This is a genomic window from Aureimonas pseudogalii, from assembly GCF_014196835.1.
GTDB classification, from domain to species: domain Bacteria; phylum Pseudomonadota; class Alphaproteobacteria; order Rhizobiales; family Rhizobiaceae; genus Aureimonas; species Aureimonas pseudogalii.
In genome coordinates, this window is the sequence record NZ_JACIEK010000005.1 from 130811 (window position 1) to 149001 (window position 18191).

Annotated in this window: 15 protein-coding genes and 1 pseudogene; 11 read left to right on the plus strand and 5 right to left on the minus strand. The window is 69.4% G+C overall.

Going from position 1 to position 18191, the window contains the following annotated elements:
- Both GGR04_RS11550 and GGR04_RS11555 read left to right on the plus strand, forming a co-directional pair.
- A partial coding sequence (locus GGR04_RS11550; protein ID WP_183200046.1) for a mannose-1-phosphate guanylyltransferase/mannose-6-phosphate isomerase occupies positions 1 to 1104 on the plus strand: 1104 nt, incomplete at its 5' end.
- 38 nt (positions 1105 to 1142) lie between these two features.
- On the plus strand, positions 1143 to 2573 hold the full coding sequence (locus GGR04_RS11555; protein ID WP_183200047.1) for a phosphomannomutase: 1431 nt from the start codon (positions 1143 to 1145) through the stop codon (positions 2571 to 2573).
- Here GGR04_RS11555 and GGR04_RS11560 read toward each other — a convergent pair.
- Entirely contained in the window at positions 2483 to 2947 is a 465-nt protein-coding gene (locus GGR04_RS11560) for a hypothetical protein (protein WP_183200048.1), read from the minus strand. The genes GGR04_RS11555 and GGR04_RS11560 overlap by 91 nt on opposite strands.
- Positions 2948 to 3124: 177 nt before the next feature.
- On the opposite strand from GGR04_RS11560, the gene GGR04_RS11565 reads away from it, so the two are divergent.
- From GGR04_RS11565 to GGR04_RS11585, 5 genes are all read left to right on the plus strand, one after another.
- Positions 3125 to 4084 (plus strand): endonuclease/exonuclease/phosphatase family protein, encoded by a 960-nt coding sequence (locus tag GGR04_RS11565; RefSeq protein WP_183200049.1) that lies wholly within the window; start codon positions 3125 to 3127, stop codon positions 4082 to 4084.
- A 120-nt stretch (positions 4085 to 4204) separates the two neighbouring features.
- Positions 4205 to 5944, plus strand: coding sequence for a type I secretion system permease/ATPase (locus GGR04_RS11570; RefSeq protein ID WP_183200050.1), 1740 nt, complete (start codon positions 4205 to 4207; stop codon positions 5942 to 5944).
- Complete coding sequence (locus GGR04_RS11575; RefSeq protein ID WP_183200051.1) at positions 5916 to 7277, plus strand: HlyD family type I secretion periplasmic adaptor subunit; 1362 nt, start codon at positions 5916 to 5918, stop codon at positions 7275 to 7277. Before GGR04_RS11570 ends, GGR04_RS11575 begins: the two co-directional genes overlap by 29 nt.
- Before the next feature lie 69 nt (positions 7278 to 7346).
- Positions 7347 to 7679 (plus strand): hypothetical protein, encoded by a 333-nt coding sequence (locus GGR04_RS11580; protein ID WP_183200052.1) that lies wholly within the window; start codon positions 7347 to 7349, stop codon positions 7677 to 7679.
- Positions 7680 to 7681: 2 nt separating this feature from the next.
- Entirely contained in the window at positions 7682 to 9142 is a 1461-nt protein-coding gene (locus GGR04_RS11585) for a GDSL-type esterase/lipase family protein (protein ID WP_183200053.1), read from the plus strand.
- A gap of 44 nt (positions 9143 to 9186) precedes the next feature.
- Here the strand turns inward: GGR04_RS11585 and fcl are convergent, their stop codons facing one another.
- Together fcl and gmd are read right to left on the minus strand one after the other, a co-directional pair.
- Entirely contained in the window at positions 9187 to 10131 is a 945-nt protein-coding gene (gene fcl / locus GGR04_RS11590; protein WP_183200054.1) for a GDP-L-fucose synthase, read from the minus strand.
- Positions 10124 to 11191 carry a GDP-mannose 4,6-dehydratase gene (gmd, locus tag GGR04_RS11595; RefSeq protein WP_183200055.1) on the minus strand — a complete coding sequence of 356 codons (1068 nt, stop codon included), beginning with the start codon at positions 11189 to 11191 and terminating at the stop codon, positions 10124 to 10126. Before gmd ends, fcl begins: the two co-directional genes overlap by 8 nt.
- A 184-nt stretch (positions 11192 to 11375) precedes the next feature.
- Between gmd and GGR04_RS11600 the strand changes: the two genes are divergently transcribed.
- The 4 genes and pseudogenes from GGR04_RS11600 to GGR04_RS11615 all read left to right on the plus strand — a co-directional run bounded on the left by GGR04_RS11600 (position 11376) and on the right by GGR04_RS11615 (position 16124).
- Complete coding sequence (locus GGR04_RS11600; RefSeq protein WP_183200056.1) at positions 11376 to 12740, plus strand: O-antigen ligase family protein; 1365 nt, start codon at positions 11376 to 11378, stop codon at positions 12738 to 12740.
- Between the two features lie 125 nt (positions 12741 to 12865).
- The gene (locus GGR04_RS11605; protein ID WP_183200057.1) at positions 12866 to 13960 is read left to right on the plus strand and encodes a DUF4432 family protein; all 1095 of its coding nucleotides are present in this window, start codon (positions 12866 to 12868) and stop codon (positions 13958 to 13960) included.
- A gap of 195 nt (positions 13961 to 14155) precedes the next feature.
- Positions 14156 to 14889: pseudogene (locus tag GGR04_RS11610) on the plus strand (response regulator transcription factor).
- Entirely contained in the window at positions 14886 to 16124 is a 1239-nt protein-coding gene (locus tag GGR04_RS11615) for an ATP-binding protein (RefSeq protein WP_183200058.1), read from the plus strand. Before GGR04_RS11610 ends, GGR04_RS11615 begins: the two are co-directional and overlap by 4 nt.
- A 15-nt stretch (positions 16125 to 16139) precedes the next feature.
- On the opposite strand, the gene GGR04_RS11620 is transcribed toward GGR04_RS11615, so the two are convergent.
- Entirely contained in the window at positions 16140 to 16736 is a 597-nt protein-coding gene (locus GGR04_RS11620) for a hypothetical protein (protein WP_183200059.1), read from the minus strand.
- 228 nt (positions 16737 to 16964) lie between these two features.
- Entirely contained in the window at positions 16965 to 18110 is a 1146-nt protein-coding gene (locus tag GGR04_RS11625; protein ID WP_183200060.1) for an epoxide hydrolase family protein, read from the minus strand.
- Positions 18111 to 18191: the final 81 nt, after the last annotated feature.

Sequence of the window (18191 nt, forward strand, 5' to 3'; positions counted from 1 at the left end):
GACCCCGAGGCGCTCTGCCTCGTGCTGGCCGCCGACCATATCGTCGCCGACGACGAGCTCTTCGTGGAAGACTGCCTCACCGCTGCGCGCTGCGCGGGCGAGGGGCGCATCATGATGCTGGGCATCCATCCGACCTGGCCTTCCACCGGATACGGCTACATCGCCGCCGGCGAGCCGCTGGGGGAGGACCAGTGCTTCCAGGTGCAGCGCTTCGCCGAGAAGCCGGATACGCAGACCGCCGAGCGCTACATCGAGGAAGGTTACAGCTGGAACAGCGGCAACTTCCTGTTCCCGGTGCCGGTGATGCTGGCCGAACTCGAGGCCAACGTGCCCGAGGTGCTGGCGGCGGCACGCGGCGCCATTGAGGGCGCGAAGCGCGATCTCGACTTCCTGCGTCTCGACAAGGACGCCTTCGCCCGCTCGCCGCGCATCTCCATCGACTATGCCGTGATGGAGCGCACGCGCAAAGCCGGCGTGCTCAAGGCCCGTTTCCGCTGGTCGGACGTCGGCTCCTGGGATGCGCTCTACGACATCAAGACCCGCAACGACGACGGCAACGTGCTGGAGGGGCCGGTCTCGGTTCTCGGCACCACGGGAAGCTTCGTGCGCTCCGACCAGGTGCTCACCACCGTGGTCGGGCTCGACAACGTCGTGGTGGTCTCGACGCCGGACGCCGTTCTCGTCGCCTCCAAGGACCGCGCGCCCGACGTCAAGGCGCTCGTGGCGCAGCTCCACCGCGAGGGCCGTTCGGAGGCCGGGCAACATCACCGCATCCACCGCCCCTGGGGCTGGTATCAGCGCATCGACATCGGCGCGCGCTTCCAGGTCAAGCAGATTTGCGTCAAGCCGGGCGGCGTGCTCAGCCTGCAGCGCCACTACCACCGCGCCGAGCATTGGGTGGTGGTGCACGGCACGGCCGAGGTGACGATCGACGACGTGGTGCGGCTCTACCACGAGAACGAGGCGGCCTACCTGCCGATCGGCTGCACCCACCGGATGCGCAATCCCGGCAAGATCGACCTCAACATCATCGAGGTGCAGGTCGGCTCCTACACCGGCGAGGACGACATCATCCGCTTCGAGGACATCTACGCGCGGAACTGACGCCCGGACCTTTCCCGCCAAGCGAGACCTGTCGATCCATGAGCAGCCTGAAATTCGGAACGAGCGGCCTGCGCGGCCTGGTGGTGGATCTCGTCGGCGGCCCGAGCCGCGACTGGACCACCGCCTTCCTGCAGCATCTGAGCGCGAGCGGCGCCGCGCCGGCCTCGCGAGAGATTCTGGTCGGGCGCGACCTTCGCTCCAGCAGCCCGGCGATCGCGCGCGACTGCCTGGAGGCGGCGGCGGCATTGGGCTGGCGGGCGATCGACTGCGGCGCGCTGCCGACGCCGGCGCTGGCGCTCGATGCGCTGCGCCGCGGCGCGGCGGCGGTGATGGTGACCGGCAGCCACATTCCCGACGACCGCAACGGGCTGAAATTCTACCGGCCGGACGGCGAGATCACCAAGCAGGACGAGGAGGGCATTCGCGCCGCCTTCGAGGCCGAACCGGACGCAGCCGCTACATCGGCAGACGGCGCGATCGAGACGGGCGAGGGTGCGGTCGAGCGCTACGTCGCCCGCTACGTCGATTTCTTCGGGCCGCAGGCGCTCGCCGGCCTGCGGGTCGGTGTCTACCAGCAGAGTTCGGTGGCGCGCGACGTGCTGACCGATGGTCTGGCCCGCCTCGGCGCAACCGTCACGCCGCTGGCGCGCGCCGACAGCTTCATTCCCGTGGACACCGAGGCGCACAGGCCAGAAGACGTCGAACTTCTCGCCGTCTGGGGCGCGGAAGGACGGTTCGACGCGATCGTCTCCACCGACGGCGATGCCGACCGCCCGCTCGTGGCCGACGAGACGGGCCGCGTCGTGCGCGGCGATCTCGTGGGTCTTCTCACGGCGCGCCAGCTCGGCGCGAGCGTCGTGGTGACGCCCGTCACCTCCTCGTCCAGCATGGAGCGCGCGCCCTTCCTCGACGCGGTGCGCCGCACGCGCGTCGGCTCGCCCTTCGTCATCTCCGGCATGGAGGAGGCGCTTGGCGAGACCACGGGCGTCGTCGTCGGCTTCGAGGCCAATGGCGGCGTGCTGCTCGGGTCCGACGTCGAGATCGGTGACCGGCGCCTCGCCGCGATGCCGACGCGCGATGCGTTCCTGCCGATCGTCTGCGTGCTCGCGCAGGCGAAGTCGGCGGGCCAGTCGGTGTCGCAGGTCGTGGCCGGGCTGAAGGCCGGCTCGGCAGCGGCCGACCGCCTGCAGGAGGTGCCGTCCGAGCGGAGCCGCGCCTTCCTCGCGCGGCTGGCGGAGATGCCCGGTGCCGCCGATGCGTTGTTTGCGGAGAAGGGCGGCGTCGCCGCGATCAACACGTTCGACGGCGTGCGGATCACCGCGGGCGACGGCTCGATCGTCCACTACCGCCCCTCCGGCAACGCGCCGGAGCTGCGCTGCTACGTGGAGGCGGCCGACGATGGGGCGGCGGCGCGGCTGCTCAAGTGGGGGCTGACCATGGCCTCCGCGGAGATCTCGCGCGAGGCTTGATCCGGGATCGACGACGCATCGCTCGATGGCGCCACCGAGCGTGTCGGCTCACGCTCGACCGGGGATGTCGGAAACAGCCGGACGAGCCCGAGGCGGACGGCGACGAGGATGAGCGTCGGCCAGAACATCGTGTTGGCGATGTCGTGCAGCGAGCCGGCCCAGTCGCCCTCGCTCGGATCGGGAAAGGCGCCGCTGAGCTCCGTGGCTTCGTTGAGAAGTTCGGCCGCGAGCACGAAGAGCCAGGCCCGCACGATGTGTCGGCCCTTGAGCAAAGCCGCGGCCGCCAGCATCAGACCGAGCCCGATATGCACGTGCAGCGCGTCGCGTGCCAGTCCGGTGAGACCGACGATGTCCTGTTTCATCCATTCGGGCATGGGGTCGCTTCCAGCCGGTTCGTCGGTTGCACGTCGTTCTAGGCTCACGACCTGACGGGAAACTGATCGATTTCGCAAGTGCGAGACGGGGTGGCAGCTTGCCGCCTCCGTTTCGCGAATGCGAAACATATTCCTGATCCTGCAACGGTGCGGGGAGGGCACGGGAGCGCCGGGCGCATGCGACTGCGAGACGAACTGTCGGGCGCTCTGACGCTGGCGGGCGCCGCGCTCGCGACGATCGCGGCGCTCTCGGTGGTCGAGCCGTTCGCAGTCCGCTTTCCCGTCGCCGCGCAACTCGCGCCGATCGTTGCCGCGCCGCTTCTCCTCGTGGCGCTTGCATTGGTGATACTGCGCCGAAGGGCGCGACCTGCAGTCCTGGTGGTGCTGGCCGCGGCGGCGCTCTGGTCCGCCTTCGACCGATGGCAGGCGGTGTCGCAGGGCCCGGCCGACCTGCAATCCAGAGCAGACGCGGTGTTCACGCTGGTCAGCTTCAACGCGTTCCATGCCAACGAACGGGCGGCGGACGCCGTGCCCTATCTCCTCGCCAGCGGCGCCGATGCCGTACTGCTGCTTGAGGCCGAGGGCTTCGCGACCTCTCTGCCCGTGCTCTCGACGGTCTATCCCTACCGGATCGGCTGCGACGGGCGATCGAAATGCGACATGCTGCTGCTGTCGAAACATCCGCCCAAGGCGGCTTGGACGGCGAGCCTCGGCGCTGTGCCAGCCAGCCGCTACGTCCAGTTCGGCATCGACTTCGACGGTCATCCGCTGACGCTGGTCGGCGTCCATCTGACGAAGCCCTGGTTCGACGACCTCGCGGCGATCGAACTCAGCGTCCTCGCCGAGCGGGTGAGCCGGCTGCGCGAGCCGGTCCTTCTGGCCGGCGACTTCAATACCCTGCCATGGTCGCCGCAGCTGGCGGACTGGGCACGCCGGACCGGTTTCGTCTTCTCCGGCTCCTATGTCGGCACCTGGCCGGCGGCGCTCGGTGCGCTGCGGCTGCCGATCGACCACGTGTTGGCGCGCGGCGCCACGATCCTGTCCGTGGAGGCGATGCCCGGTTCGTTCGGGTCGAACCATCGCGGACTGGTGACCCGTTTCGCCGTTCCACGCGGCGGGCGTCCGTCGCTCGGGTGACGGGTCCGGTCGGGAGACCATGTTGTGGATTTCGTTCACTATTGCGCTTATCCAAGCCTTCACGCCGCGAGGGGTAGCGTGGAGCGATCCGCCAATCGTCTCGAAAGCAGGTCGCGTGCGATGACCCAGTCTGCCGGCCCTCTCGGAGCAGCCGTCCGCTCCTTCCGAACCATCCTGACGCCGGTCCTCGCGTTCAGCACGATCTGCAATCTCCTGGCCTTCGCCATGCCGATCTACATGATCCAGGTCTACGACCGGGTCCTGTTCTCGCGCTCCGTGCCGACGCTCGTGACGATCGCCGCGATCACCGTCGCGCTGCTCGTGTTTCTCGGCGTCTTCGACTTCCTGCGCTCGCGCATTCTCGTGCGCGCCGGTCTGCGGTTCGACGAGCTGATCGCGCGGCCGCTGTTCACGCGCCTCGCCACGCCGCAGCGCGATCCCCGCCGCAACGGCAAGATCCGGCATCTGCGCGACGCCGACCAGTTCCGCGAGTTCCTCACCGGCGCAGGCCTCGTGATGTTCCTCGACGCGCCTTGGGCGCCGCTCTTCATCCTCCTGTGCTGGATGCTGCATCCTGCATTGGGAATGACGGCGCTCGTCGGCGCGGTGGTGGTGCTCGGGTTGGCGCTGATCAACGAGCGGGCGACGCGCAGCCATGTCGAGGCCGCCAATCAGGCGTCGAGCGCCTCGTTCGCGGAAGCCGCGCTGATCCTCGACAGCATCGCGACGATCCGTCCGCTCGGCATGGGCACGCGCATGCTCGACCGCTGGAAGGTCTCTCGCGACAAGGTGCTGGCGGCGCAGACCCGCGCCAACGACATTTCCGGCGCACTGCTGGCGCTGTCGAAATTCGCGCGCATGCTGCTGCAACTCTGCCTCATCAGCGTCGGCGCCTACCTGACGATGCAGAACCAGATTTCCGGCGGCTCGATGTTCGCGGCCTCGCTGCTCATGGGCCGCGCGCTCGGGCCCGTCGAGCAGGCGGTGGCGAACTGGAAGCCCTTCCTCGAAGCGCGCGCTGCCTATCGCCGCCTGAACGAGCTCTTCGACGCCGCGCCCAGCGTGCAAGCGCCGATGGACCTGCCGGTGCCCAAGGGCGTCCTGTCGGTGGAGAACGTCACGGTCGCCGATCCCGCCACCGGACGCGCGTTTCTCAGCAATGTCTCGTTCACCCTGGCGCCCGGCTCGATCCTGGCGCTGGCCGGCCATTCCGGCGCCGGCAAGTCGACGCTGATCCGCGCCGTCGTCGGCGCCATCGCGGCAGACCGTGGCACGGTGCGAGTGGACGGCTTCGCGCTCGACCAGTGGAACCCGGACACGCTCGGCCGGCATGTCGGCTACGTCGCGCAGGAGATCGTGCTCTATCCCGGCACCGTCGCCGAGAACATCGCCCGCATGGCCGAGCCCGACGGCGACGCGGTGATCGAGGCGGCCGGCCATGCCGGGCTGCACGAGCTCATCCAGAAGCTGCCGGAGGGCTACGCGACCAAGATCGGCCCCGGCGGCGTCGCGCTCTCGGGCGGCATCCGGCAGCGCGTGGCGCTGGCCCGCGCCCTCTACGGCAATCCCTGCCTCGTCATCCTCGACGAGCCCAACGCCCATCTCGACGCGCAGGGCGAGGCTTGCCTCATCCGCGCCATCAACGGCGCGCGCGGGCGCGGCGCGGCGGTGCTCTTCTCGGCCCACAAGACCAAGATCCTCGCCATCGCCGACAGCGTGCTCACCCTCGCGAACGGCACCGTGAAGGCCCACGGCCCGCTGCAGACCCAGCCGCGCCTCGCCACCACGACCGATACCGCCTCTTCCCTCGGCAACCCACAGGACCTGCTCCATGCTGCCGTTCATCAGCTCGCGTCGTAAGTCCGAACCCTCGGGCGAGGACCGCCACAGCCGGTCCATCCGCCGCCTGTCACGCCTCGGCTACGGCACCGCCGTTCTCGGTCTCGGCACGTTCGTCTCCTGGGCGGTTCTGGCGCAGGTCGCCAGCGCCGTGATCGCCAAGGGCACCGTCGCCGTCGCCTCGACCCGCAAGTCGATCGAGCACCTCACCGGTGGCATCGTGTCGACGATCGACGTGGAGGAGGGGCAGGTGGTGCGCAAGGGCCAGCGTCTCCTGACCCTGGAGGCGACCGAGACGGCGGCGCAGATCGACATCCTGCGCTCGCGCTACGTCGCGGCCTTCCTCACCGATCTCCGCCTGAAGGCCGAGGTCGAGAACGAGGAGAGCTTCGCGGTGGAGCTGCCCACCCGCACCCTTCTGTCGGATCTCACCGGCGAGGCCGGCGAGGCGCGCTTCGCCGAGGCCTTCGAGACGGAAGCGCGCGTCTTCGCGACCCGCCTCGCGACCCGCCAGCGCCAGATCGAGATCTACGCGAACCAGAAGCGCCAGTTCGCCGCGCAGGTCGAGAAGCAGTCGGAGCGCCTCGACCGGCTGGACGCGCAGATCCGCGACGCCGCCAAGCAGATCGAGAGCACGCGGGAGCTCGTGGGGAAGGGTTTCGTCTCGACGTCGACGCTCGTCACCAAGCAGGCCGATCTCGGCGAGTTGGAGGATCAGCGCGCCGCCATCGCCATTCAGCGCGACCAGGCCCGCTCCTCGCTCGACGGCGTCGATCTCGAACGCCTGAAGGCCGACCAGACGCGGCAGGAGGAGATCGGCAAGCAGCTTTCCGAGACGCGCGCCGAGGCCGCTTCGCTGAAGGTTCAGCTCGACATGCAGCGCCAGCTGCTGACGCGCACCGAAATCCGCTCGCCGCAGGACGGCGTGGTGCAGAACCTGCGCGTGCGCGCGCTCGGTGCGGTGGTGACGCCCGGCGTCGCGGTGATGGAGATCGTGCCGACCTCGGACGACCTCGTGGTCAGCATGCAGCTGCCCGTGAACTATGCCGACCAGGTGAAGCCGGGCATGCCGGCGAACCTCCGGTTCTCCGGACTGCAGTCCTTCCACACGATGCAGATGACGGGCACGGTGCTGCGCATCTCGCCGGACGCGGTGCCGGACGAGCAGGGTCGCCGCACGATCGTCAACGGCGAGGTGCGCCTCGACATGGCCGACGCGCCGGCGGACCTGACGGAGCGCCTGCGACCGGGCATCGAGGCCGAGATCGTCATCCCCACGGCGGAGCGCACGGTCGCCTCCTACCTGACGCGGCCGCTGACCGACGCCTTCGCCCACTCGATGCGCGAGCGCTGAGGGCCGCGATCTATCCCCCTTCGCGCCGTCGGCCCGACAATCGCCGCGTTTCTTGCGAAGGAGGGTCGGATGGCCAAGGTGACAGTGACGTTCTGCCAGGTGGGCAACCGCTCGATCGAGGGCGGCTCGATGCCGGTGCCGCGGTTTGCCGGCAGCCGGTCCGAGGTTCTCGCCAGCGGCGCGGCGTCGGTGGCGAGCACGCTCGCGAGCGGCGATCCGCCGGGCTCGGGCTTCGTGTCGGTGACGGCCGAGGAGGGGGCGGTCTGGATCGCCTGCGGCGCCGCGCCGGTGGCGCAGCTTCCCGCGGCCGGCGCGCCGGTCTCGGGCTTCCTGGTGCTGGACGGGCAGACGCGCGACTTCGCGCTCGACTTCGGCGATCGCATCGCCGTGCTGGACCGCTGACGATGATGCTCGGTCTTTCCGGTTCGGGCCGCGCCGGCGGCGGTCTGCGCCTTCCCATCACCGTTTCGGCCTCGGGCGGGCGGACGGTCGCCTCCGGTCTCGTGCGCGACGGCGCGGGCGCGGCGCTCGGGGGTCGCTCCGTCACGGTCTTCGTCGACGGTGCGCAGCGCGGCAGCGCGACGGCCGATGCAAGCGGTCGCTGGTCGCTCGACCTCGGCGTCCTCGACGGCGGCGCGCACCGCATCGAGGCCCGAGCCGATCTGCCCGTGCGCTCGGCAGCGAGGCTGCTGCAAGTCGCGCTGACACAGCGCCTCGCCGCCAACAACCGCGTCGCCGCGCTCGGCGACAGCCGGACGCTCGACAATTTCCGCTCGGGCACCATCACCAATATCGGCCCGGTGACCTGGGCGCGGCAGCTCTCGCTCGGTCGCATCGACTTTCGAAAGGCGCGTAACAGCGGCGTCGGCGGCGCCACGACCGAGGAGATCCGCGCCAACCAGTTCCCGGCCGTGCTCGCCTCCGATGCCGCGATCCTGGTGCTTCTAGGCGGCGTCAACGATGCCAACAGCGGTGCGATCTCGGCGCAGCGCACGCTCGAAAACCTCGCCTTCATGGCCCGGACCTTCGTCCAGTCCGACCCCGGCCGGGTCTGCCTCCTCCTCGACGAGGTGCCGGTGGCCGGCCTCGGCTACCCCGACAAGCAGATCGCGGTGCGCGACGGCGTGCGTGCGCTCGCCGATCCCGCGTCCGGCCTCGTCGTGGTGCCGAGCTGGAACGCGGTTGCAGCCGGGCCCGACTCGGCGTCGCCGCTCGGCTGGGCTTACCGCGACGGCATTCACTGGTCGAAGCGCGGCGCTTTCGCCGTCGGTCGCGAGATCTGGCAGGCGCTCGCCCGGGTGACCCGCACCTACGACCCGCAGACGCGGGCGGGCGTGCTCGTGGGCGGGGACTTCGTGACGAGCGGCGCGGCGCCGTCCGGCTGGACCGTGCCCTCCGGCACCGGAATCACGACGCGCATGGAGGAGGCGAACGGCCTCAACTGGCTGGTGATGAGCTTTTCCGGCGTCGCTTCGCTCAACGTGAACGCCTACGTCTCGTCGACGGCGATTCCGGCGGGGCTGACCCCGGGAACCTCGCTCGCCGACGTGCAGATGCGCTACCGGATCGACGCGGGGTCGGAGAACCTCTCCCTCGTCGGGCTGGAGATCCGCCGACAGTCCGGCCAGCGCCTGTCGGCGGCCACGGGGGAACTGGCGACCGACGGGTTCGACATGGGATCGACCTTCGAGGCCGCGAGCGGACCGCTGCCGCCGGACGCGGTCGATGGGCTGCTGGCGCCGCCGCCGGGAGACCTCGCCGGTGCCACCCAGCTTCGGCCGTTCTGGCTGACGGTGAAGGGCATTGCCGGGCAGCCGGCGAGCGGCACGGTGCGCGTCGCCATGCCACAGCTGCGCGCTGCCTGAGACGGCGAAGGCGGATCGGGAGCGGCGGGCCGCTCCCGATCCAATCAGGCGTGGTGGGCCTGGAACCACTCGTAGGTCCGGCGCACGCCGTCTTCGAGGCCGATGCGCGGTTGCCAGCCCATGCCGCGCAGCCGGTCGGCGCTCATCAGCTTGCGCGGCGTGCCGTCCGGCTTGGTGAGGTCGTGGATGATCTCGCCGCGATAGCCGACGACGTCGCAGACGAGCTGCGTCAGCTCCAGGATGCTGAGATCCGTGCCCGATCCGATGTTGACGTGCATCTCGTCGGAATAGTGCTGCATCAGGAAGACCGCCGCATCGGCGCAGTCCTCGACATGCAGGAACTCGCGGCGCGGCGTGCCCGTACCCCAGACGGTGATGCTCGGCGCGTTCGCGAGCTTGGCCTCGTGCGCCTTGCGCAGGAGCGCCGGCATGACGTGGCTGGAGGCGAGGTCGAAATTGTCGCCGGGGCCGTAGAGATTGGTCGGCATGCCCGAGATGAAGTCCCAGCCATACTGGCGCCGGAACGCCTGACCGATCTTGATGCCGGCGATCTTGGCCACCGCGTACCACTCGTTGGTGGTCTCGAGCGGTCCGGTGAGGAGCGATTCCTCCTCGATCGGCTGCGGCGCGAGCTTGGGGTAGATGCAGCTCGACCCCAGGAACAGGAACTTCTCGGTGCCCGCCTCGTGCGCCGCCTTCGAGACGTTCGCCGCGATCATCAGATTGTCGAACAGGAAGTCCGCCGGATAGGTGTCGTTGGCCAGAATGCCGCCGACCTTGGCCGCCGCCATGAACACCACGTCCGGGCGAAGGTCGCGCAGCAGGGCCTCCGCCTCAGTCTGGCGGCGCAGATCCGCCCGGTCGCGGCCCGCCGTCAGAACCTCGCAGTTCTCGCTCGCGAGGCGCCGCACGATGGCCGAGCCGACCATGCCGCGATGGCCGGCGACGAAGATGCGCTTGCCGGAGAGATCGTAGGAACCCTCAGGCATCGGCCAGCACCGGGCTGTTCGCCATGATCTTCATGTCCTCGCGCACCATCTCGGCCACGAGCTCGCGCACGCCGGTCTCGTGCTTCCAGCCGAGCACCTCGCGCGCCTTGGTCGGGTCGCCGAGCAGGAGCTCGACCTCGGTCGGGCGGAAGTAGCGCGGGTCCACCTCGATGAGGCAGGCGCCGGTTGCGGCGTCGAAACCCTTTTCATCGACGCCCGTGCCGCGCCATTCGATGGTGATGCCGACTTCGGCAAAGGCCCATTCCACGAACTGGCGCACATAGGTGGTCTCGCCGGTCGCCAGCACGTAGTCGTCGGGCTTTTCCTGCTGCATCATCAGCCACATGCCGCGGACGTATTCGCGGGCGTGGCCCCAGTCGCGCTGGGCGTCGAGATTGCCGAGATAGAGCCGCTCCTGGCGCTTCTGCTTGATGGCCGCGACGGCGCGGGTGATCTTGCGCGTCACGAAGGTCTCGCCGCGCAGCGGGCTCTCGTGGTTGAAGAGGATGCCGTTCGAGGCATGCATGCCGTAGGCCTCGCGGTAGTTCACCACGATCCAGTAGCCGTAGAGCTTGGCCGCCGCGTAGGGGCTGCGCGGATAGAACGGCGTCTTCTCGCTCTGCGGCACCTCCTGCACCAGCCCGTAGAGCTCGGAGGTGGAGGCCTGGTAGAAGCGCGTCTTGTCGTTCAACCCGAGAAGGCGGATCGCCTCGAGCAGCCGCAGCGTGCCGATCGCGTCGGCATTGGCGGTGTATTCGGGGGTCTCGAAGCTCACCTGCACGTGGCTCTGGGCCGCGAGATTGTAGATCTCGTCCGGCCGGGTCTGCTGCACGATGCGGATGAGGTTGGTGGAATCCGTCATGTCGCCGTAGTGCAGGATGAAGCGCGGATCCGCCTCGTGCGGGTCCTGGTAGAGATGTTCGACGCGGCCCGTGTTGAACGACGAGGAGCGGCGCTTCAGACCGTGGACCGTATAGCCTTTCGACAGCAGCAGCTCGGCAAGATAGGCCCCGTCCTGACCCGTCGCGCCCGTGATCAGGGCAACCTTGTTTTCCGCCATGACGGCTCCTCATGCTCAATCGTAAGCCTGGTGCAGGCAAACTAGGCGGACTTAAACGCAATTGCGCTGTGCGGTGCAATGACGAAAGGATATCATGGGTGCGGTGCAGGCTGGATGTCGCCGTGTGGCAGGCCGGGACGGTGCCTGAAAGGACATGCGCCGTTCGCGTGGGACGAGGTGATCGATGACGGTTGCAGGCCGTACACTTGCCGGGCGAGGCGTCCGGACTGCCCGGCAGACCGGTGGGCTCGCCGAGCAGCTACGCCGGTATCTTGACGTCTACATCCTCGTGGCCTCGCTGTTCGCCACGTTCTTCCTCGACCTGCGGGGAACCGCCGAGATCGCTCAACTCGGCTCGACCGCGATCTGGGCCGACGATCTCGTGACGCTCGCCCTCGGGCCGCTGGTTCTCTTCATTCTGGGAACGCGCGTCCGCCTGCCGCTCGTGATCACCATCTTCACGCTGATCTACGCGGTCGCCATGCTGCGCGGGGCCTTCAGCGATCCGCTGCGGACATTCCTCGGCTTCCGCTTCGACACGGTGTTCTTCGGACTGCTGCTCTGCGTCCTCACCGGCGGCATCGAGCGCGTCGGCTACGGCCGCGTCACGCAGATCTTCACCGGCTTCGCGCTGGCCACCTGCGCGCTCTCGCTGCTGCGCAACGTCTTCGGCTTCGAGCTTTTCGCGGCCGTCGAATGGACCACCATTCCGGGCGTTCTCTACAATGACGGGCGCACGCTCAACGCCTTTTCCGTGCTGCTTCTGTCGATCGCGATCGTGCTGCGCATGTGCCGGCGCATCGAGACGGGCCCGCCGGGCGAGCATCGCTTCCGTCTCGACGCGCTGACGATCCTGTTCCTCGCCGCGATCCTCCTGTCGGGACAGCGGACCGCCTCGATCGGCCTGATGATCGCCCTCGGCTTCATGCTGTGCAACCGCTACCGCGGCGTCACCTATCTCGGCATCGTCGCCATCATCCTGGGCTTCCTCGCCCTCGCGATCACCAACACGCCGATCAACGCCCAGCTGATCGAAGGCACCGCGGCGCAATATGGCAAGGGCGGCACCTTCACCTACCGGACGCTGATCTGGTCCGGCTTCCTGCAGAACCTCGCGGACTGGTCGACCTTCGACTACCTGTTCGGGTTGCCGCTCGGCGATCGGCCGAAATACTACCTGTTCACCGCCACGCACGTGCGCCTCTGGGGCGGATCGATCCACAGCGCCTATCTCGGCACCATCGTGAACACCGGCTTCGTCGGTCTGGCGCTGCTCATGGGCATCTCGCTCTGGCGGCTGATCACCGCCTATGCGGGCTACGTGACCTATGCCAGCCGCGGCTTCCGCTTCTCGCCCGAACTGCGGCTGTGCCTGGCGATGCTGATCATCGTCATCGGCTTCAGCTACGAGTGGCGCGGCCTCTGCGGCTTCGTCGTGGGCGTGCTCGTGGCTCTGCCGACGCGCAAGGAAAGCGTCGCCGCCCGCAGACCCGCGATCCCGCCCCGCAGCGATGTGACGGCAGCTCCCGGTCTTGCCCGCTCGGCCTGATCGCGAAGGCGAGGGGAACCGCTTCCACTCTGCGGCCGATGAACGGGACGCACGAGAAAGGGCTTGCCTTGGCCCGCGCCGCGAGGCCCATGCTCGTGGCCGATCACGGGAGATGGAAAGCCGGCATGCCGATCCGAATCGAACTCGACGACGCGATGTTCGCCATGAACGAGAAGCCCCTCTGCACGCTCGCGAGCTTCGAGGTCTCGACCTTTCGCTACCGCTCCGGAGTGGCGGCGCTGCGACTGCGCAACCGGCGCGGCGAGATCGTGGCGCTGCCCTATCGAGGCCAGCAGATCTGGCGGGCGAGCTTCGACGGACGCGAGCTGACGATGCGCTCGATGTTCGAGGAGCCGGCCGCCTCGCTCGTCTATCTCGAAAGCTACGGCGCCTTCCTCATTCACTGCGGGCTGACCGCGATCGGCGCGCCGGCCGAGGGCGACGACCATCCGCTGCATGGCGAACTGCCGACCGCGGCCTTCCGCGACGCCCATCTCGTGGTGGACGAGGCCCGGCAGACGGTGACGCTCGGCGGCACGTTCCGGCACACGGTGGCCTTTTTCACCGACTACGAGATGAGCTGCGATCTGACGCTGCAGGCCGACGCGGCGCTGATCGACGCCCATCTCCATGTGCGCAACCGCAAGCGCACGCCGATGCCGCTGATGTATCTCGCGCATCTGAACTTCCGGCCGGTGGACGACGGCGAACTCGCCTACACCGCGCCCTATACGGCCGAGGCCGTTCGCGTGCGCCGCACGATCCCCGGACACATCACGCCCGGGCCGGGCTACGGCGACTTCATTGCCCGGCTGGCCGAGGATCCCGCCCTCCACCACAAGCTGACGCCCGGCCTCGCCTTCGATCCCGAAGTGGTGTTCACCATCGACGCGGTAGCCGATGGCGACGGCTGGGCCCACGCCGTCCAGCGTCATCCCGACGGCACGGCCGACTATGTCGGCCACCGCCCGGAGCAGGCGCCCGTCCTCAACCGCTGGATCTGCCGGACGCCCGACCAGGACGCGATCGGCTTCTCGTTCCCCTCGACCTCGATGAGCGGCGGACGATCGCTGGAAATGCGCGAGGGGCGCTACGTCCGGCTGGAAGGGGGCGAAAGCTGGCGCTGCGACATGCGCTTCGGGCTGCTGACGGCGGAGGAGGCGCAGGGCGCCGCGCAGCATATCGACGCCGTGATGGGACGAAGCGACGGGCAGGGCTGACCCCGGCCGGTCTCCAGGCAAAAGAATGCCCGCCTCGGCAAGCCGGGCGGGCTAATTTATGCAAACAATCGGGAGGAACGCTTGCTATCTCCATCTATGCGCCCTCCGCGGCCGGCTTGGCGATAGAGGAGTTTGCATGGCTGCCATGCAAAATACGTTAGGACGATGCGGACCCTTTCCGAGGAACGCGACGCGATGACCGGCGCGCCGCGCATCCTCGTCATCGACGACGATCGCGACATCCGCGAACTGCTCGGCCGCTACCTCGAGACGCAGAGCTTCGAGTCCGTGCTCGCCGGTGATCGGCGCGCGTGCGAGACGTGCCTCGCGGAGGGGCGCATCGACCTCGTGGTGCTCGACGTGATGCTGCCCGACGCCTCGGGGCTCGACATCTGCCGTGAGATCAAAGGTCGTCCCGGCGCCCCGGCGGTGATCCTGTTGACGGCCCTGAAGGAAGACGTCGATCGAATCGTCGGGCTCGAACTCGGCGCCGACGACTATCTCGGCAAACCCTTCAACCCGCGCGAGCTCGCCGGCCGGTCCGCGCCGTGTTGCGGCGCGGACCGGCCGGCGATGCGGCGGCGCGCTCCCCGCCGCCGGCCCGGCGCATCTTCCGGTTCGAGAGCTACGAGGTGGACGAGGCGGCGCGCGACGTGTGGGACGAAGCCGGCACCCCTGTCGCGTTGACCGGCGCGGAGTTCGACCTTCTGCTGATCTTTCTGGAGCGGCCGCACCGCGTCCTGTCGCGCGAGACGCTTCTCGATCTCCTGCACGGGCGCGTCTCGGCCGATCCGCTCGACCGCACGATCGACGTGACCATGAGCAGCCTTCGTCGCAAGTTCGGCGACAACGGTGTGTTTCGCCTGTTCAAGACCGTGCGCAACGGCGGCTACCAGTTCGCTGCGCGCGTGGAGGTCGGCACGTCATGACCTCGCTGCGCGCGCGCCTCGCCGCGCTGCTGGTGGTCGCCATCCTCGCCGTCGTGGTGATCGCCGCCGCGGTGACCGTGCGGATCGTCGAGCGGCCGCGCGGCGACGCGCCGCCGGACGCGCTCTTCGCCGAGCAGACGCATCGGCTGATCCGGTTGATCGGCGGCTCGGCCGATCGGGCTGCGGCTGTCGGCATCCCGGTCGGTGGCGCGCCTCCTGCGAGCGCGAGCGCGCCCCCGCACGAGCCGGGGGCGACGCTCTTCGATCCCGCGGTTCGGATCGTCCGGTCGCCGGACGGCGATGCCGCACTCGCCGTGCCGCTCGAAGCCGGGCGCTGGGCCTATCTGCCGACGCTTCGAGGGCCGCCGTCACCGGTGCGACCGCTTGCGGCCTATCTGGCGCTCGTGGTTCTCGGCGCGCCGGCGGTGTCCCTCTATGCGGCGTCGCGGATCGTCGGACCGCTCGCCGTCCTTGAAGCGGCGGCGATCCGCATTCGGCCGGACGGCACCCTGCCGCACGTGCCCGAAGAGGGACCGGCCGAGGTGAAGGCGACGGCGCGCGCTCTGAACGCTCTGTCGCAACGGCTCGCGAGCGCAACGGAAAGCCGCATGCGGCTGGTGGCGGCCGCTGGCCACGACTTGCGGACGCCGATGACGCGCATGCGCCTGCGCGCCGAATTCCTGCCCGAAGAGGATCGGGCGACCTGGCTCCGCGACCTTGCGGAGCTCGACGCGATCGCCGACAGCGCCATTCGCCTCGTGCAGGAAGAGGCGAGTGCGGGCGAGCGTCGGTCGCTCGACCTCGGCGCCCTCCTTTCCGCCCTGGTCGGCGAACTCGGAGAGATCGGCCTCGTCGTCGCGATCGAGGGCGAGATGCCGCCGGCGAGCGTTCGCGGCGAGCCGCTCGGCCTGCGACGCGCCTTCGGCAACCTTCTGGAGAACGCCGCGCGCCACGGCCAAGACGCGAGCGTCCGGATGCGCGAGGCGGCTGGGCACGGGATCATCGAGATCGACGACCGCGGACCGGGCATTCCCGATGCGCTGCTCGACCGCGTCTTCGAGCCCTTCGTCCGCGTCGATCCGGCGCGCGGTCGCGAAACGCGGGCTTCGGGCGCGGGAGCAGGCCTCGGTCTCGCCATTGCCCGCGAAATCGTCGAGCGGCACGGCGGCACCATCGCCATCGCCAACCGCGAGGGCGGCGGGCTGCGCCAGAGCGTCTCGCTACCGCTCGGCTGACGCGAGGCCGACCGTTTAGCCGATGCGTCCGACCACCGATCCCGTCGCCTGCCGGGCGGTCTGCCACCCGCCGAGGACGTCGTTCCAGAGCGCTCCGAAACGTGTGGGGGCCGCCGGTTCGGCTTGCATGAAACGTCCCGCATCGCCGCCATCGGTAGGGGTCTTCAGCTGCGAGGGGGCGGCAGCGTCTTCGGCGGCGCGGGAGATCGCGGCGCCGACCGGCTCGCGCTGCGCGACCCGCAGGAGCAGCGGGTCGCGCGACTCGCAGGCTGGATGGCATTCGTCGAAGCGCAGCGTCTCGGAGGCGAGGCTCGCCAGCCCGGCGCTGCGAACCGCGACGACGGGCGCGGCCCGCGACGCGCGACCGGTTCGCACGCGCACCACCGCTTCTGCAATGCTCGGCGAGCGGGTACGGGCGTCCCGGCCGGCGGGCACGGGAAGGCGGGCTTCCCGCAGGCTTGCCGGCGCGACGTTTTCGACCGCAGGTGCCGGGTGCGCGGCGGCGGCGGGCCTCCCGACTTCGTCCGCTTGCGCGAGGGCGGACGAACGTCCGAACGAGCCCCCGTCGTCGGCGAGTTGCGACCAGTCGACCCCGGCAAGGGTGTGCTCCATCTGCTAAGCCGCCTGCAGGGCGACCATGACCGTGCCCGACACCAGCGCCTGGACGGCGAGGCGGCGGGCGAGGTTGCCGGTCAGCGACAGGCCGCGGGTCCAGTTGCGCTGCATCGGTTCATCTCCGTCTCGAACCTTTGCAGGGTGCGGGAATTCCGCGACAGGTTTCGGGCCGTGATGTTACGTTTCGTATCCAAACGTCTCGCCGATGTTGCCGCCTTGCCGGCCCTAGCCGAGCGATCGCGCCCAGTCGCGCAGGTCGTCCACGAAGAGCGCGGGTTCCTCCATCGCCGCGAAGTGCCCACCGCGTTCCATGTCGCGCCAGCGCTCCACCCGGTAGCCGCGCTCCACCCAGCTTCGCGGCGGGTTGGGCGAGCGGGGGTCGGGATAGGCCGAGAAGGCGGTGGGCACCTCGGCCCGCTGCCCGGCGGCCATCTTGCGCACGCCCTCTTCTGCCGCACCCGCATAGATCCAGGCGGCCGTCGTGAAAGCGTCGTTCATGACGTAGATCATCACATCGGTCAGCAGTTGGTCGAGCGTGAACACCTCCTCGAAGCGTTTGTGGCGAAGGTCCGCCCAGTCGTGGAAGCGCTCTACCAGCCACGCCGCCTGCGCCATCGGATTGCCGGCCATCGCATAGGCGAGGGATTGCGGCTTCGTGCCCTGCAGGTGCGAATAGCCGCCGAGCCGCTGCTGCGCGTCGTCGAAGTCGGCCTTCCAGGTCTTTTCCTCGGGGGTCTCCGGGTCGCCGGCCGGCTGCACGAGCAGGTAGTTCAGATGGATCGCCCGGACACTTGCGGGATGGTCGAGCGCGATCCAGGCGCTGACGCCGGCGCCCCAGTCGCCGCCTTGCGCGAGATAGCGGGGATAGCCGAAGCCCTCGCGCATCATCGTGTCGAAGAGGCGTGCCACGGTGCGCGGGCCGATCGGCCGCGTCGGCTTGCCCGAGAAACCGAACCCCGGCAGCGAGGGGATCACGAGGTCGAACGCATCCTCCGCGCGCCCGCCGAAGCGGCTGGGAAAGGCGAGGGGTTCGGCGACCTGCCAGAACTCGTAGATCGACCCCGGCCAGCCATGCGTCAGGAGCAGCGGGCGGCGCCCCTCGGCCTCGCCGACGAGATGGACGGCATGGATGTCGAGATCCTCGACGCGCACGGTGAACTGCGGAAAGCGGTTGAGCTCGCGCTCGGCGGCAGCGGGAACGAACCCGTCGAGCCAGTACTGTCGCAGCCTCTCCAGAAAGGCCGGGTCGCAGCCGTAGCGCCAGCCGTCGCCGTCTGCGCTGTCCGGGGCGAGAGGCGGGTGGAAGGCGCGGACCTGTTCCATGATCCGGCGCAACTTCGCCTCGTCCCATGTAATCTCGAAGCGCTGCATGGTGGGTGTCTCCGTCGAGGCGCCGGTTCCCGGCACCAATGGAGACTGAATCTGGTCTCGCCGACATGGCGGGCCAGCGGC

Coding starts and splice junctions, on each gene's coding strand:
- GGR04_RS11625 (WP_183200060.1), bottom strand. CDS start 18,110: ATGCAGCGCTTCGAGATTACATGGGACGAGGCGAAGTTGCGCCGGATC.
- GGR04_RS11605 (WP_183200057.1), top strand. CDS start 12,866: ATGCCGATCCGAATCGAACTCGACGACGCGATGTTCGCCATGAACGAG.
- fcl (WP_183200054.1), bottom strand. CDS start 10,131: ATGCCTGAGGGTTCCTACGATCTCTCCGGCAAGCGCATCTTCGTCGCC.
- GGR04_RS11570 (WP_183200050.1), top strand. CDS start 4,205: ATGACCCAGTCTGCCGGCCCTCTCGGAGCAGCCGTCCGCTCCTTCCGA.
- GGR04_RS11615 (WP_183200058.1), top strand. CDS start 14,886: ATGACCTCGCTGCGCGCGCGCCTCGCCGCGCTGCTGGTGGTCGCCATC.
- GGR04_RS11560 (WP_183200048.1), bottom strand. CDS start 2,947: ATGCCCGAATGGATGAAACAGGACATCGTCGGTCTCACCGGACTGGCA.
- GGR04_RS11575 (WP_183200051.1), top strand. CDS start 5,916: ATGCTGCCGTTCATCAGCTCGCGTCGTAAGTCCGAACCCTCGGGCGAG.
- GGR04_RS11580 (WP_183200052.1), top strand. CDS start 7,347: ATGGCCAAGGTGACAGTGACGTTCTGCCAGGTGGGCAACCGCTCGATC.
- gmd (WP_183200055.1), bottom strand. CDS start 11,191: ATGGCGGAAAACAAGGTTGCCCTGATCACGGGCGCGACGGGTCAGGAC.
- GGR04_RS11555 (WP_183200047.1), top strand. CDS start 1,143: ATGAGCAGCCTGAAATTCGGAACGAGCGGCCTGCGCGGCCTGGTGGTG.
- GGR04_RS11585 (WP_183200053.1), top strand. CDS start 7,682: ATGATGCTCGGTCTTTCCGGTTCGGGCCGCGCCGGCGGCGGTCTGCGC.
- GGR04_RS11565 (WP_183200049.1), top strand. CDS start 3,125: ATGCGACTGCGAGACGAACTGTCGGGCGCTCTGACGCTGGCGGGCGCC.
- GGR04_RS11620 (WP_183200059.1), bottom strand. CDS start 16,736: ATGGAGCACACCCTTGCCGGGGTCGACTGGTCGCAACTCGCCGACGAC.
- GGR04_RS11600 (WP_183200056.1), top strand. CDS start 11,376: ATGACGGTTGCAGGCCGTACACTTGCCGGGCGAGGCGTCCGGACTGCC.